Annotated in this window: 10 protein-coding genes and 2 pseudogenes; 6 read left to right on the forward strand and 6 right to left on the reverse strand. The window is 60.2% G+C overall.

What is annotated here, in order from left to right; all coding sequences use genetic code 11:
- The first annotated feature begins 89 nt into the window (after nucleotides 1-89).
- The 4 genes and pseudogenes from BQ7477_RS05250 to BQ7477_RS12710 all read left to right on the forward strand — a co-directional run.
- Entirely contained in the window at nucleotides 90-1,532 is a 1,443-nt protein-coding gene (locus BQ7477_RS05250) for a glycoside-pentoside-hexuronide (GPH):cation symporter (RefSeq protein WP_073983075.1), read from the forward strand.
- A gap of 308 nt (nucleotides 1,533-1,840) precedes the next feature.
- Complete coding sequence (locus tag BQ7477_RS05255) at nucleotides 1,841-2,323, forward strand: hypothetical protein (RefSeq protein WP_073983076.1); 483 nt, start codon at nucleotides 1,841-1,843, stop codon at nucleotides 2,321-2,323.
- Nucleotides 2,293-3,402 (forward strand): peptidoglycan-binding protein, encoded by a 1,110-nt coding sequence (locus BQ7477_RS05260; RefSeq protein ID WP_200783478.1) that lies wholly within the window; start codon nucleotides 2,293-2,295, stop codon nucleotides 3,400-3,402. The genes BQ7477_RS05255 and BQ7477_RS05260 overlap by 31 nt, the downstream gene beginning before the upstream one ends.
- Nucleotides 3,399-3,668, forward strand: a pseudogene (locus BQ7477_RS12710) (ATP-binding cassette domain-containing protein); the annotation flags it as partial. The gene BQ7477_RS05260 and the pseudogene BQ7477_RS12710, both read left to right, overlap by 4 nt.
- Nucleotides 3,669-3,857: 189 nt before the next feature.
- On the opposite strand, the gene BQ7477_RS05270 reads toward BQ7477_RS12710, so the two are convergent.
- The 4 genes and pseudogenes from BQ7477_RS05270 to BQ7477_RS13015 all read right to left on the reverse strand — a co-directional run bounded on the left by BQ7477_RS05270 (nucleotide 3,858) and on the right by BQ7477_RS13015 (nucleotide 8,739).
- Nucleotides 3,858-5,801 carry an AMP-dependent synthetase/ligase gene (locus BQ7477_RS05270; RefSeq protein WP_073983077.1) on the reverse strand — a complete coding sequence of 648 codons (1,944 nt, stop codon included), beginning with the start codon at nucleotides 5,799-5,801 and terminating at the stop codon, nucleotides 3,858-3,860.
- Between the two features lie 161 nt (nucleotides 5,802-5,962).
- Nucleotides 5,963-6,598, reverse strand: coding sequence for an iron chaperone (locus BQ7477_RS05275; protein ID WP_073983078.1), 636 nt, complete (start codon nucleotides 6,596-6,598; stop codon nucleotides 5,963-5,965).
- Between the two features lie 363 nt (nucleotides 6,599-6,961).
- Nucleotides 6,962-7,246 carry a hypothetical protein gene (locus BQ7477_RS05280; RefSeq protein ID WP_073983079.1) on the reverse strand — a complete coding sequence of 95 codons (285 nt, stop codon included), beginning with the start codon at nucleotides 7,244-7,246 and terminating at the stop codon, nucleotides 6,962-6,964.
- Between the two features lie 165 nt (nucleotides 7,247-7,411).
- Nucleotides 7,412-8,739 (reverse strand): annotated as a pseudogene (locus tag BQ7477_RS13015) (ISL3 family transposase).
- Between the two features lie 224 nt (nucleotides 8,740-8,963).
- Between BQ7477_RS13015 and BQ7477_RS05290 the strand changes: the two are divergent.
- On the forward strand, nucleotides 8,964-9,815 hold the full coding sequence (locus tag BQ7477_RS05290; RefSeq protein WP_073983080.1) for a HamA C-terminal domain-containing protein: 852 nt from the start codon (nucleotides 8,964-8,966) through the stop codon (nucleotides 9,813-9,815).
- Nucleotides 9,816-9,819: 4 nt separating this feature from the next.
- Nucleotides 9,820-11,955 carry a DEAD/DEAH box helicase gene (locus tag BQ7477_RS05295; RefSeq protein ID WP_073983081.1) on the forward strand — a complete coding sequence of 712 codons (2,136 nt, stop codon included), beginning with the start codon at nucleotides 9,820-9,822 and terminating at the stop codon, nucleotides 11,953-11,955.
- A 92-nt stretch (nucleotides 11,956-12,047) separates the two neighbouring features.
- Here the strand turns inward: BQ7477_RS05295 and valS are convergent, their stop codons facing one another.
- The gene (gene valS / locus BQ7477_RS05300; RefSeq protein ID WP_200783496.1) at nucleotides 12,048-14,756 is read right to left on the reverse strand and encodes a valine--tRNA ligase; all 2,709 of its coding nucleotides are present in this window, start codon (nucleotides 14,754-14,756) and stop codon (nucleotides 12,048-12,050) included.
- Nucleotides 14,753-15,451 (reverse strand): NAD(P)-binding domain-containing protein, encoded by a 699-nt coding sequence (locus tag BQ7477_RS11860; RefSeq protein WP_159430585.1) that lies wholly within the window; start codon nucleotides 15,449-15,451, stop codon nucleotides 14,753-14,755. Before BQ7477_RS11860 ends, valS begins: the two co-directional genes overlap by 4 nt.
- Nucleotides 15,452-15,635 lie beyond the last annotated feature (184 nt).

Below are 15,635 nucleotides of genomic sequence, written 5' to 3' on the forward strand. Positions count from 1 at the left end.
GTCTGTAATCAAGAACACTGTTGGGATACTCGGGTAAATATGTTAACTTAAAGGTGTCCAACTAAGAGTTGCTTCGAAGGAGAGGGACCATGTCGCACGAACAGGGTGCACACAAGAGCTGGGTATCGCGCATCTGCTACGCGATCGGCAATTTGGGACAGGCTGCGTACTACAACGCGCTGTCGACTTTCTTTGTCACGTACTACGCGGCGCAGACCCTGTTCCGCGACTATGAGGACTCTGAAGCGAAGGCGATGCTCGCCATCATTACGGCACTCGTCTTCATCATCCGCATCGCTGAGATCTTCATCGACCCGCTCCTGGGGAACCTGGTTGACAACACGACCACGCGCTGGGGCCGCTTCAAGCCCTGGCAGGTGATCGGCGGCGTCGGCTCATCGATCCTGCTCTTCGCGATCTTCACCGGACTTTTTGGCCTGGTCAACGTCAACAAGGGTGTTTTCATCGTCGTCTTCATCATCGTCTTCGTGGTGCTCGACGTCCTGTACTCGCTGCGTGACATCTCCTACTGGGGCATGATCCCCGCCCTGTCCTCCTCCTCGGAAGAGCGAAGCGTCTATACCGCCCTGGGTACCTTCACCGGCTCGATCGGCTACAACGGTGTCACCGCCATCGTCGTCCCCGTCGTCGCGTTCTTCGGTGCCATCGCCGGAGCGGGCTCCGAGAGCCAGGAAGGCTGGAGCGGTTTTGGCGCGGTCATTGGAATCCTCGGTATCGTCACCTGCCTCGCCGTCGCATTCGGTACCCGCGAGGAGGAAAGCGTCCTGCGCGATCCGGGAGACAAGTCCAACCCGCTGCAGGCGTTCCAGGCGATCGGGCGTAACGACCAGCTGCTGTGGGTGTCCCTGTCCTACGTCCTGTACTCCATCGCCAACGTCGCGACCACAGGCTTCATGATCTACCTCTTCAAGTTCGTGCTCAAAAAGCCTGACAACTACTCGGTTGTCGGCATCATCGCCTTCGTCGTTGGCCTGATTGTCACGCCCCTGTACCCAGCGATTAACCGCCGCGTGCCGCGTCGCTACCTTTACCTCGGCGGTATGGTGCTCATGGCTATCGCCTACATCTTGTTCATCCTCTTCTCCGCGAAATACCAGATCGTTTTCATCGCCCTGGTTCTCTTCTACCTGCCTGCCACTTGCATCCAGATGACGGCGATCCTGACCATTACTGACTCTGTCGAGTACGGCCAGCTCAAGACCGGCAAGCGCAACGAAGCCGTGACCCTGTCTGTCCGACCCATGCTGGACAAGATCGCCGGCGCCCTGTCCAACTCCATCGTCGGTTTTGTCGCCATTGCGGCCGCCATGACCAACGACGTCGATCCCGACCTACTGACCACCGCGAACATCGAGACCTTCAAGACTGCGGCCTTCTACGCGCCCCTCGGCGTCATCGTCCTATCCTTCCTGGTTTTCGCCTTCAAGGTCAGCCTGACGGAGAAGAAGCACGGCGAGATCGTCGAGAACCTCAAGCAGAACATGAGTCGCGCCGACATCACGGAGGGCTAAGCTCTCGCGGTCCTGACAAGAGGCTTGTTGGGTGAGGAAAGGGGGCGGGGGACGCGCGGGCGTTCCCCGCCCCGCTTTGTGTCAAGGATCGACGAGGCCGGAGCTGGCCTCGCTCTCACCATGCCCCACGCGAGGCTCAGCCCTGTGCGTACGCGGCCGCCACGGCCTCGTACCGGTGTTTCCAGGGTTGTCTGACGAAACTCTGCGCGCGCTCCCCGATAGTTTTCAGGTAGCTTTCAGGATAGAGGGCTGTAATCTAGGCAGGTAGTGAGAACCATTGCCGATAAGCATTCCTCAAGGAGTTTTCGATGAAGAATTGCGCACAGACGCGCGCCCTTGCCGTCATTGCCATCACCCTGGCGGCGGCCCTCAGCGCCTGCGGATCGACCGGATCGTCTGGTTCGTCCACCTCGTCCACGTCCACGAAGAGCCCGAGCGCGGCGGCCACGAACGCCGCCAGCGGCGACCCGAACCTGGTGTTCGCCCAGTGCATGCGTGAGAAGGGCTTCGACGTGCCCGACACGGGCCTGACGCCCGAGAACCTCAAGGACACGTCCGACGCCTTCAACTCGGCCCTCAACGAGTGCATGGACAAGGTATCCGGCATGACAGGCGACGACAGTGTCGTGAATGACCAGGCTGCGCGTGAGACGCTGGTGAAGGGGGCGGAGTGCTTGCGCGGCCTCGGCTATGACGTGAAGGACCCCGATGCTAGCGGTGGCATCAACCTGCAGGACATCCCCCAGGACGCGATCAACAAATGCTTCACTCAGACCGGAGCGGCCAAGTGAGGACAGCGGGTTCGCCGTGTGCCTTCGTCGCAGCAGCACTGGTTGCCCTCTGCGCTCTGTCCCTGTCCGCGTGCTCGGGAGCCACAGCCAATTCCGATGCGCCGCAGTCCTTCGACGGTGCCACCGCGACGATCACGCGCGGCGACCTGGTGGGGGAGACAACCGTGCAGGGAAACTTGCGTTACGCGGATTCCTACGTGCAAAAGAGCTCCTTTGAGGGCGTCGTCACCGCCCTGCCCACGCCCGGCACGGCGCTGGGCCAGGGCGATCACGTCTACACGGTTGCCGGTGCCAACAGCTATCTGCTCCACGGGGCGATCCCCGCGTGGCGTGCATTCGGTGAAGGTATGAGTGATGGCCAGGATGTGACCCAGTTGGAGAACGCCCTGTCCGAACTCGGCTACTTCGAGGCGACCCCTAACGCTCACTTCGATTGGTACACGACCGCGGCGATCAAGCGTTGGCAGAAGGCCCTCAACCTGCCCCAGGATGGCACCCTGCCCCTCGGCTCTGTCCTCTTCGCCCCCGAGGACCTGCGCGTCGGTGCGTTGAAATCTCGTGTGGGTGATACAGCGACGACGGAAACGGAACTGTTTGCGGTCTCGTCTTCACGCCAGATCATCTCCGCTAACCTGAAGCTCTCCGACCAGGCTCTGGGTGTCGTCGGAAACTCAGTGACCATTCGCCTGCCCGGTTCTGCAACCTCCACGACCGGAACGATCACCTCGGTGGAGCCGCCGACGGACAAGCCCGGCGACGCGTCGTCTAGTAATAGGGAAGCGTCGAAGGAACGCATCGTGCCAGTCACGATCACCCCGGATGATCCGTCCGCCCTCGAAGGCTTGCAGGAGGCGTCTGTCTCCCTCGGATTTACTTCCGAGTCGCGCAAGGACGTCCTCTCCGTGCCCCTGGGTGCGCTCGTTGCGCTGACCTCAGAGCAGTTCGGCGTCGAGGTCGTTGACGAGGCCGGTGCTGTGACACGGGTTCCCGTCACCGTCGGCCTGTTCGCGGGCGACCGCGTCGAAGTGAGCGGCGACGACATCGCCGAAGGCCAGCGCGTGGTGGTACCCAACCGATGAGCCACATCCTGGAATTGACCGACGTGCACCGGTCCTTTGGCTCACCGCCCGTGCACGCCTGCAACGGAGTATCCCTGAGCGTCGATGAGGGCGAGTTCGTCGCCATCGTCGGACCCTCGGGTTCCGGGAAATCGACTCTGCTGAACCTGATCGGAACGCTGGATAGACCCACCTCCGGGAGCGTGTGCATCGGCGGAACCGACGTGTCTTCGCTGCGCGACACTGAACTGTCCGGCGTGCGCTCCTCCCTCATCGGTTTCGTTTTCNCGCCGTCGCCGGGCTCTACCCCGCGATCCGTGCGGCGCGCACGCCTCCGACGGCGGCCCTCGCATCGCAGTAGCCGCACTTACGCACGAGGCCGTGGCCGACTCGCAGTTCCCCTACCCTTCACGGGGGAGCGTGAGCCAGCCACGGCCTCGTCTATGCGCGACGGATCGGGGTGAGCCGGGTGCCGCTCAGGCTTGCACCGGGCCGCCGTAGATCTCGTCAATGATCGGTGCGAGGCGGCGCGTGGCCTCCAGGCGCTTGACCTTCAGCGAGGGGGTCAGCAGGCCGTTCGCCTCCGTGAAGTCGGTCGTGAGGACCTTGATCTTGCGGATCGACTCGGCGCGCGAAACGTGCTCGTTCGCTGAGGCCACCGCCTTTTCCAGGGAGGCCAGGACCTCGACGTTCGTGGCCGCCTCGGCCACGCTCATCGGGGGCAGCGAGTGGGCGGCGAGCCAATCGGGCAGCATCTCCGCGTCCAGCGTGATGAGCGCGGCGATGAACGGTCGCTGGTCGCCCACAACCAGGACCTGGGAGATGAGCGGGTGGGAGCGCATCGGATTCTCGAGGGCGGCCGGGGCGACGTTCTTGCCGCCCGCCGTCACGATGATTTCCTTCGCGCGGCCCGTGATGGACACGTAGCCGTCGCGGTCGAGGGATCCCAGGTCGCCCGTGCGGAACCAGCCGTCTTCGGTGAAGCAGGCGGCCGTGGCCTCGGGGTCGTTGTGGTAGCGCTGGAAGACGCTGGGGCCCTGCAGGAGGATCTCGCCTTCGTCGCTGATCTTGAAGGACATGGGCGGCAGGGCCGGTCCCACGGTGCCGATCTTGGACAGGCGGGGCGTGTTGACGGAGACCGGGCCGACCGTCTCGGTCAGGCCGTAGCCTTCCAGGACGGGGATGCCGACGCCGCGGTAGAAGTGCGCGAGCCAGGGGGCCAGGGGCGCGCCGCCAGAGACGATGTAGTCTGCGTTGCCGCCCACCAGGCGGATGATTTGCTGATAGACGAGCTTGTCCGCCAGCGCGTGCTGGGCCTTGAGCGACGCGGTCGGTCCCTCTTCCGTGTCCAGGGCCTGGGAGTAGGCGATCGCGACCTTGGCTGCCCAGCGGAAGATCTTCTGCTTCGGGCCGCGCGCCTTCGTGTCCGCCGAGTTGTAGATCTTCTCCAGGACGCGCGGGACGACCAGGAGGTAGCTCGGCTTGAAGGACGCCAGGTCGGGTAGGAGGTTCTTGATGTTGGGCGCGTGGCCGAGGACGCCGTTGCCGCTGATCTGGAAGACCTGCAGGAAACGCGCGAACACGTGGGCGAGGGGCAGGAAGAGGAGTAGGCGCGAGTTCTTGCCCGCCGCGATTTCCGGCATCCACGCGTGGGCGTTGAGGCACAGGTTCGTGAAGTTCTCGTGGCTCAGGACCGTGCCCTTGGGCGTGCCCGTCGTGCCCGACGTGTAGACGATGGTGGCGATGTCGTCCTTCGTGAGGGCTTCGGAGCGGGCGAGGACGCGCTCGCGCGGGGTGGCCGAGCCTTCCGCGATGAGGGTTTCGATGGCCTCGGAATCCAGGGAGAGGACGTGCGTGTTGTCGCGGTTTTCTCGTTCGGCGGCGGCGCGCACGATCTCCGCCATGGACACGGACTCAGTGATGATGAGGTGGACATCCGCGTCGACGAGGACGTGGGCGACCTGGTCGATGGAGCTGGTCTCGTAGATGGGCACGGGCACCAGGCCGGCCGCCCAGCACGCGAAGTCGAGGAGCGTCCACTCGTAGCGGGTACGGCTCATGATCGCGACCCGGTCGCCGGGCTCGAGGCCGCGCGCGATGAGGCCGGCGGCGAGCGCGTGCACCTCGTCGTAGAACTCGCGCGCCGTGATGGAGCGCCACGTGTCGCCGATGCCGACCTTGCGCAGGATCAGCGGGCGGGTGGCGCCGCGCTGCACGCGCTCCTTGAGCAGGTGGGGGATCGTCGTGTGCTCGTCAATGCGCACCAGGACGGGGGCGTGCCACTCGAGGGCTTCGGTCGCGGGGGCGGCCTCCTGTGAGTCGGCGGTCGCGTCGGGCGTGTCGGTCGTGACGTCTGTGGTCGTCTGCGCCTGCGTCGTCCCGTCCTCGGTGGACGAGGCCGGGGTTTCCTTCGTGGTCATGCGTGCTCCCTGGAGGCTTGAGTGAGCGCCACCGGGCGAGGCCTGAGCGGCGCGATGCTGCTGGCCCTATCCTACGCGCCAGTAGGGTGGGGGAGTGGAGCCGTCTTTAGGGGTGGCTGCCTGCGTCCGCTGTGGCCGGACGGAGCAAACCTGTGTAGCTGCTAGTTCAGGCCGAGCTCGGCCTTCACCTCGTCGAGCGTGTAGACATCGTCCGGGTGTTCCTCGTAATCGCGAACAGACTGCTTGATGAGAGCATCAAACTCTTCGAGAGTGTGCGCGCTTTCTGGATGTGCGAGGTAGTGCTCGAGCGCGGGCAGGACGGTGGCGCGGAGCCACTCGTCGTCGTCTTCGGTGTACTCGCGAACGACAGGTGGCTGCGCGCCGGATGCGACGGCCTCGGCGGCCGCGAGTTCGTGGTCCTTGGGGCGCCAGAACGATGTGATGTCCTGCTTTTCCGTGAGCTGGTGCTGAATGAAGGCGTCGAGGAGTTCGTAGTCGAAGGGCTTGTTCCACGGTTGGCGGGCGAACATCTTTCCGAAGTCCGTGCCTCGCTCGCGCATGACCGGCTCGAAGCGGATCATGGTGGCGCGCTCGGGTGCAATCGCCATGTGCTTGGACGCGGCGGAGAACCCGATGATGTATGTCCCGTGGTGGGTGAACATCGGTTGGTTCCATGCGATGCGCAGCTTCAGCTCCGGGTAGGTGAATCCCACCCACACTAGGACGTCGACCATCCGCTCACGGTTGTCGTCGTCGGGGATGGTCGCGAGGAACTCGTCGAGCGTCTTGATTGCCATGGCTTCACCCTAACAACGTCCATGCACACCTGCGGTGCGCGTGGTGAAGGAAACCTTGGCATTGGGCCCTGCGCCGCCACCTGATGTGCGAGGGGGTCGCCCGTGGTTTCCCACGGGCGACCCCCAGCAGCCCAAGGTAAAGAGGCGTGATGCCTGAGCAAATGACGTTGCTAACAATGCTAAGTTGAGCGTGAAAGTGTTGGTTATAGTGAGGTGGTGCGGATTCCTTGAAGATCCGAAGGAAAGCGCGAGTCATCAATGGTCTAAAACTCTCACTACAACCTTGGCTAACAGTCACGGGACCACTTAACGGTAGAAGAATCGTATATGGAGCTGTGGCTGAGTTGAAGTACCAAGTTGTTACTAATTCTCTAAATCTTTTCTCATAACCCAGGAGCTGCTCTCAGAGTTCAATTTGTTGGCCAGCTCGGTAAATGTTCTTGACTCGATGGAGGGGAATAGATGCTCAATAGCATCTTCAGTGGTCCACTCCCTTACGGTCCAGACGTACTCGCCTTGGTCCACTGGTTGACTCTCAACTGGATCGGAAAAAGTGCATGTAAATTGTGTTACATAGTCGGAAATGGCAAGTGAATCACCGAACTCCTCTGGTTCAGGAAAGTGATCGGTATGTTGTTGAAGAGACATCAGAGTTCCTTTCTGGTACTACGTTTTCGTAGTGAATTGCTACGAGATTTCGAATTCTAGCATCATGCGTTGTTATTGAGGGTCCTGTGGGGGGCGTGTTGGCCTGATGTTGTGAGCAGTGTTCTTTCTTAGGTGGTGGCAATAGGTTGATCGAATACTGGCTCTTCATAGTTGGGTGTGGGTGGAGGCGTCTAGGCCTCCTGCGATGAGGAGCATTCGGAGTTGGTCGTTGGTGGGGTTGCGGTAGCCTCTGGCGGTGCGTCTGCCTAGTTCGATGATTCCGTTGATGGCTTCTGTTGGGCCGTTGCTTGCTCCGCCGGTATCGAAGTAGGCCAAGAATGCGTCCTTCCACTTGCGTAGGGTCCGGCCCAGGCGAGCGATTTCGGGGATGGAACAGGCTGGTAGGCTCTCGATGAGACGAGCGGCCAGGCGTTGGCCTTGGGCGGGTGTGTCTTGATGGAAGACGTCTCGGACTTGCCCGGTGAAGGTAGGCGACTTCGACACTGATATGCGCCTCATCTGCCGTGAAGGCCTCACGGAGGCGTTCCTTTTGACGCTTCGTGAGCCGATCACGCGAGGCGCGCAAAAGATTGCGGATCTGATAGAGGGGGTCACCTTTGCGCCCGCGGTGACCGGTCGTGTCTTGCTGGACGCGGCGACGCACCTCGTCAAGGGCGTCGCCAGCGAGCTTGACGATATGGAAGGCGTCGAGGACGCTGGTGGCGTCTTGGAGTTGATCGTCGATGGCGTTCTTGCTGTCCCTGGAAGGGATCCAGCGTCGCGATCTGGATACCGGAGCGAAACTCTTCGCCGCGCTCTTCGAGCCAGTTCTCATGCGCGGTGCCAGACCTGCCTGGGACCAGGTCTAACAAGCGGGCCGTGGGGTGATCCTCCCCTCGCGTCAGGTCTACGATGCCGGTGAGCTCACGGGGCCCTCGTCGGCGTCGGTCCTGGTGATGCCATACGTGCTCATCAACCCCCAATACCTGCACGCCTGCGAACCGGGCGGGGTCATCAGATGCGGCTTGCAGGCACGGCTTGATGTGGGACCACACGGTGTTCCATGTGGTTGCCAGTTGTCGAGCCAGGCCAGCGATGGTGGCTCCCTCGAAACGCAACTGTCGGATCGCCCAGCGGATCGCCCGGGCGCCCAGACGCGCCCGGGGTGCGCACACCCGCTCGTCGTGTTCCAGGAATGTCACCGTCTGGCAGGCGTGTTCGCGGCATATCCAGCGTCGTTTATGCCACCGGATACGCGCCGGGACCCCGGCCCAGGGCGCGTCGATCACCTCCATGACCATGCGCCCGTGGCCTTGAGCAATCACCCCACAACCAGGGCAGCCAACCAGCTGGTTGCACGACTCAACATCGAGCACCAGGGCCCCTGGGGTGCGAGTCACGCTCATCAGATGGAAGCCCTCCAAACCGACGAGCAGATCACACCGATCACAACGATCAAGCGACACGGAGCAGCAGCAGGTAGGGTGAGACATTGTCGAGGTCCTTTGAAGATCGCGGGGGTTGAAGTCCGCTCATCATCAAGGACCTCGACCTCTACCCGCAACCCCCGACCAACACCCGGTCACCCACACTCAACTCTGAAGAGCCCATATTCGCATGCATCAAGCAACTGGTATTGGGCCTGTGGCGGCGTGCCGTCCTAGGAAGGTGTGTGATCGCCAGTACGATGGCCCCGTCTTCAAGATGAAGGGTTAGCATGGGAAAAAAGCCGCTCCTTATTTGTCGTGAATCTGACATCCAATGTGAGCCGAAGTTCAGTGTTTTCTGTGTCGGCTATGAAAATAAGCGTTGGCGCGCTAAAGAACTTGTTCGAGACTTCTTTCGACGTCATCTTGCTTCATTTGCGCTTTGTTACTCAGAATGGAAAGAGATAGATGCAGATAGTGCAGCAGCTGCACTATCTAGGTCAGCTAGAATGGTCTATGCAACGGACAAATATGAGCGGAGGGGTGAAATTGGTGAACTTATTTTGCATGGGATCTTGCGAGACTTTTATGATGCTGAGCCGGCAGTAAGTAAGCTGTACTATGCGGATGGGCCGAACGAAACAGCAAAGGGATTTGATGCTGTTCATGTGGTTGTGAATGATGAGCATCAACTAGACCTATGGCTCGGGGAGGCTAAACTGTATGATAATATGAATGATGCGATCAGAGCTATCGTTGCAAGTCTTCAAGAGCATGTTGACCAAGATTTTCTGCGTCGCGAATTTTTAGCAGTTACTAATAAATTTGACGCTGGCTGGCAGTATAAAGAAGAGCTTTCTGATCTGCTCGATGATAATACCTCACTTGATGTAATTGTGGAGCGTATTGTGATGCCGGTTCTTCTTACTTACGGGTCTGATGTGGTTAGTCGCTACGATGCGGTGTCTGACGCTTATGCGCTGGATCTAATTGAGGAAGCTCGTAATGCATGGCGGAAGTTTCAGGCGAAGCTACCAATAGACTTTCCGGTCACAATATATTTCATTGTTTTGCCATTGGAAGATACTGCAGAAGTTCGTGATATAGCTCATGAGGTTCTTATGCAGTATCAAAGTCTTTAGAGAGGTGAAGTGGTTAGAAATGGGAATGGTGGTCTTCGAGGAGTTGAAAGCACTAGTTCGATATACGCGGATGCCGGATAGGGTAGAAGAGGGGCGTGATCGACTCATTCGCTTTCTTGATTCGTTTGACGGTGGTACAGATACTGAGGTGGCAATCGTAGATTCGCTCTGTGCATATTTCGGACTGTTTCCCTATGTGACACAAGGATCTAAGTTTCTGTCGACTGCTGAGGCGATGGCGTATGAGTTTCATCGGCCAGATATTGATCTTGGTAATGAGAGTTTTGTATTTCATGAGGATCAGGCCAAGGTCTATTTTCGACTGTTGGATGGTGAGAGCGTTATTCTATCTGCTCCAACATCATTTGGGAAGTCGGCCATTTTGGATGCGCTCGTGGCCTCCCGCAGGTGGAATAACTTTGTTGTGATTGTGCCGACGGTGGCACTAATCGATGAAGTTCGGAGACGGCTCACTGCTTTTTCGACAAGTTATTGCATGGTGACTCATCCAACTCAGCCCACCGGTGAGCGCAATATCTACGTTTTAACGCAAGAGCGTTTCCTTGATTTACCGACTGTTCCGCAGGTCGATTTTTTTATGATTGATGAATTCTATAAGCTATGTTCGACTGGGGCAGATGTTCAGCGGATGAGTTTGTTGAATATTGCGTGGAAGCAGCTGCGTTCGACGGGAGCTCAGTATTACTTGGCGGGTCCGAATGTTGACAGGCTAGCGGAGGATCTTGATGAGGGTTTACGTCGTAGCCTGTTTGTGTCGCGTTATCAGACAGTTGCTGTAGATGTTGAATATCGTTATAATGTTGCGGATGGTCAGATATTAGACGATATGTGCCAGCTTTGGCAGGAACTGCAAGGGTCAACGCTTGTCTTCGTCTCAGCTCCTTCAAGAGCCGAGAGGGTGGCGGTACAGGTTGCTGGCTTTCCTGCTGTTTTGGAGCCGACGTGCTTTGCTAAGAAGGTTGCTGAGTGGTTGAGCGAAAACTATCATCCAGAATGGCGTGTTGTTCAAGCTCTTCGTTCGGGTGTTGCAGTTCATACAGGTCCTATGCCGCGCAGTCTCCAGCGCGTTATGATTCGCTTATTCGGCCAGGGTTCCGTTTCTGTCTTAGTGTGTACGTCGACTTTAATCGAAGGTGTTAACACCTCCGCAAAAAATGTTATTGTTTATGATAAGAAAATAAACAACAAGCCAATCGACTACTTTACATTTAGTAACGTTCGTGGTCGGGCAGGGCGTATGTTTCGGCATTTTCTTGGGCGCGTGATTTCATATATGGACCCGCCGGCAGAGGTTCTTACCGAAGTTGATATTCCTATTGATTCGCAAGGAGATGCTGCTCCTGTTTCAGCTATCGTTCAGTTGCCGAGTAAGGAGCTTACTGACTCGTCTCGTAAACGGCTCGGGCCTATTTTTGAGCAATCCTATCTCTCTCTCGCTACAATTCGTGCAAATAAAGGATTTGATCCTGAGTTGCAGATCGAAGCAGCAAAGCTCATTTATGAAGATTCCTCGTTACGTGCCAAGTTGGCGAGGTCTGGTGGTTTGAGTATTCGGGAGATGCGTCCAGTGATCGACTTCTGCTTTAATAACATTCTCATGCCCTCGCAGAGGAGGGGGATGAATGTATCACGTCTCGTGGGCATGGTTGATGCAGTGCGTAAAAGCGGTGGCTGCTTAGGTGAGCTCGTTTCAAACCAGGAGCAGTATAAATTTCCTAATGAGGATGTTAGTGATCTTGTTTCTAGGGTCCTATCTTTTGAGCGGAATTGGATGGGTTTCACAATTCCATCTATGTTGCGTTCTTTGCAGCGCATTTACAATGAGATTGCGTCGAATCTCGGTGAACGGGTTGCAAACTATCAGTTTTTCATTTCGCAGGTTGAGAGTTTATTTCTTCCAGCCGGCGTTCTGGATTTGGATGAGTATGGTTTACCAGTTCCGATTGCGATGCGCTTTTATCGTATGGGAATGGTCCAAAGCTCAGATGTTTCACTTGTCCTCTCTTCGTTTGTCTCTCTTGCGAAACGGCCCGAGGTGCGTTCGAAGTTATCGGATGTCGAGCTGTGGATAGTGGATGATGTGCTTGATGGACTCGGAGAATCGTATGTTGTTTCCTAGCAATTTGTGCCTGATTCTACGTTTGTTCGTCTTTTGAGTCAGGGGACCGCCCGTGGATTCCTACGGGCGGCCCCCCAAGGCCAGCTGAAGCGTCAGGCCTTCTTGCGCTTAGCAGGAGCCTCGCCTAGCTCGAAGGACTCGACAACAGCCTCGGTGGCCTCAGCATCGTCGGAGGCAGCCACGGTCAGGGCACCCACGGCCTTCGATGCGGCCTCCAGGTCACCCTTCACGGACTCCAGAGCCTCCACCTGAGCCTGCGGGGCGCGCACCGTCACCGCCAGGAACGGCGTACGCGGCGACACCTTCGCCTCAGACTTCACGCGACGCAGCGCAATCAGAGCAGACGACGCGGCCTCCAGCACCGAAGGATCGCCCTCGACGCCAGCCAGGTCGGACCCGACCGGCCACGGAGCGGTGTGCACGCTTCCCTCGCGGTACCAGCTCCACACCTCCTCCGTCACATACGGCAGGTAGGGGGCCAACAGACGCACCACGTTATCAATAACGATCGCCAGAGCCGCACGGGCAGACGCAGCCGAAGCCTCGTCCCACGCGCCATCACGGTTGTAGGCGCGCTCCTTGACCAGCTCCAGGTAGTCGTCGCAGAACGTCCAGAAGAACGACTCCGTGACCTCCAGCGCGCGAGAGTGCTCGTAAGACGCCAGCGCAGCCGAGGCCTCGTCAATGACGGAAGCCAGCGCCGCCAGCACCGAACGATCCAGCGGCACCGTCACCAGCGCCGGATCCAGATCGATCGCCGCGCCCTCGCCGCCCATCGTGAGCGCAAACTTCGACGCGTTCAGCACCTTGATCGCCAGGCGGCGACCAATCTTCATCTGCTGCTCGTCGAACGCCGCATCCAAGCCCAGGCGAGCCGACGCCGCCCAGTAACGCACGGCATCCGACCCATACTTCTCCAAGATGCCCATGGGAGTCACGACATTGCCCTTGGACTTCGACATCTTCTTGTGGTCCGAATCCAGGATCCAGCCCGACAGGCCCGCGTGCTTCCACGGCAGCGCACCGAACTCCAGGTCCGCGCGCACCACGGTCGAGAACAGCCACGTGCGAATGATGTCCTGGCCCTGCGGACGCAGATCCATCGGGTACGTGCGAGCAAACAGATCCTCGTCATCCAGCCAGCCACACGCCAGCTGCGGAGACAGCGAAGACGTCGCCCACGTGTCCATGATGTCCAGCTCGCCCACGAAGCCGCCGGCCACGCCGCGCTGATCCTCCGTGAAGCCCTCCGGCACGTCCGTCGACGGATCAACCGGCAGAGCAGCCTCAGACGGGGTGATGATGTCGTCGTAGTTCACCTGGCCGTCCGCATCCACGCGGTACCACAGCGGGAACGGCACGCCGAAGAAACGCTGACGCGACACCAGCCAGTCGCCCTTCAGGCCCTTCACCCAGTTCTCGTAGCGCACGCGCATGAAGTCCGGGTGGAACTCCAGCTCGCGGCCGCGGCCGATCAGCTCCTCGTTCAGATCCTTGCCCGAGGCCGGGTTCGTCCACGCGCGGCCACCATTACGGATGTACCACTGGCGCGAGGTGACGATCTCCAGGGGCTTGTCGCCCTTCTCGAAGAAGTTGGTCTGACGCATCGTCTTGGTCGGCTCGCCCTTCAGCTCGCCCGACTCGCGCAGGGCGGCCACCACGGCCTCGCGCGCGGAGAACGTCGTCTTACCGGTGATCTCCTCGAAAGCCGCGCGGCCCGCATCGGTCGTGATCCACTCGGGGGTCTCGGTGATGATGCGGCCGTCCTTGCGCAGGATCGCGCGCAGCGGCAGCTCCAGGTCACGCCACCAGTCGATGTCGGTCGTGTCACCGAAGGTACAGCACATCGCGATGCCCGCGCCCTTGTCCATCTCGGCCTCGGGGTGGGGCAGGATCGGCACCTCGACGCCGTACACGGGGGAGGCGACCGTCGTGCCGAACAGCGGCTTGTAGCGCTCGTCGTCCGGGTGGGCGATCAGGGCCACGCAGGCGGCTAGCAGCTCGGGGCGCGTCGTCTCGATGCACACGTCCACGCCGTCCTCGACGGGCGCACCGGCGGCGGCAGCCTTCGCCGCAGCCTCGGCGTCCGTGATGTGGAAGGCCAGGCGGTGGTAGAAGCCCGGGTACTCGCGGCTCTCCAGCTCAGCCTGGGCGACCGCCGTCTGGAAGGTGACATCCCACAGGCCCGGGGCCTCGGCCTGGTAGGCTTCGCCGCGCGCCAGGTTACGCAAGAAAGCGGCCTGGGCGACCTTGCGGGCACGCGCGCCGATCGTCTGGTAGTTCTGCTTCCAGTCCACGCTCAGACCCAGGTAGCGCCACAGCGCCTCAAACTGAGCCTCGTCCTCGACGGTGAGGCGCTCGCACAGCTCCACGAAGTTCTTACGGGAAATCGGCAACTGGTCGCGAGCCTTGATCGACTTGCCGTCGCCGCCCACGTGCGGGGGCTCAAAGTCGGGGTCGTAGGGCAGCGTCGCATCCACGCGCACGCCGAAGTAGTTCTGCACGCGGCGCTCGGTCGGCAGGCCGTTGTCGTCCCACCCCATCGGGTAGAACACGGACTTGCCCATCATGCGCTGGTAGCGGGCCACGACGTCGGTGTGCGTGTAGGAGAAAACATGGCCGATGTGCAGGGAGCCGGATACCGTCGGCGGGGGAGTGTCGATCGAGTACACCTGCTCGCGCGTCGCGGTGCGGTCAAAAGCGTAGGTGCCCTGGTCCTCCCAGGCCTCACCCCACTTCGCTTCGAGGCCTTCGGGGGCGGCGCGGTCGGGCACGCGAGGCGCCTGCGCACGGGTGTTCANCTCGTCACCCGGTCGATGAGTTGCGCGGGGATCGTTCCCGTCTCGCGCTCGGCGAGGAGCAGCGCGGCGGACCCCGCCATCGCCTGCGCAGCGATCTCGACGGCGCTGTCCTTGGACAGCCCGTACTTCAAGCCCGCGCGTGCGAAAGAATCAATGATCTGAAAATACCAAGCCGGTGAGCACGAGGCCAGGGCTTGGAAAACAGGGAAATAGTCCTCGTCAATGAGGATGGTTCGACCGACTGAGTTCATGAGGTCGCGCACGGCGTTGACCTGTTCGTCGGTCGTTCGACAGGAGGTGAGGGCAGTCATGGACTGTCTGACGGTGGCTGCCACGTTCGGCATGACGCGCACCAGAGGAATCCCCGCACCAAAGTCCTGCGTAATCTGGTCGAGAGTGCGCCCCGCAGCCAGGGACGCGACGCACACGTCGGGGCGTCCGACCACGGTGTGGGCGATCTCCTTGATGACCGTACGCTGGTCCTTCGGCTTGACGGCCAGAACGACGACATCGACCTGGCGGGCCAAGGACACATTCGAGGACGCGGCTACCGCCCCCAATTCGTCCGCCAGGTCGCAGGCCTTGTCGGGCGTGCGGTTGGAGAAGACCAGCGTCGCGGGATCGACACCGGACGCAACGGCGCCGCGAGCGATGGCCTGCGCCATGGCTCCCGTCCCGATAAACCCGATGCGCATGAGCTTCTCCCTGCGTGTGTTGGTCACTTGCCAGGCAGCCTACCCGTGTTTTGCCTTCTCTTGGTGCAGTGGTCGAACTGTGAGACGAGGCCGGGGCGAAGGCACCTGAAACGGCGATCTCAGCCCCGGCCTCGTCGCGGAAAACAACGAAAAACGCTCCTTTGCGCTTGTGCGCGTCGCGGCT

The sequence above is a fragment of the Actinomyces bouchesdurhonensis genome (assembly GCF_900128465.1).
Lineage (GTDB): Bacteria > Actinomycetota > Actinomycetes > Actinomycetales > Actinomycetaceae > Pauljensenia > Pauljensenia bouchesdurhonensis.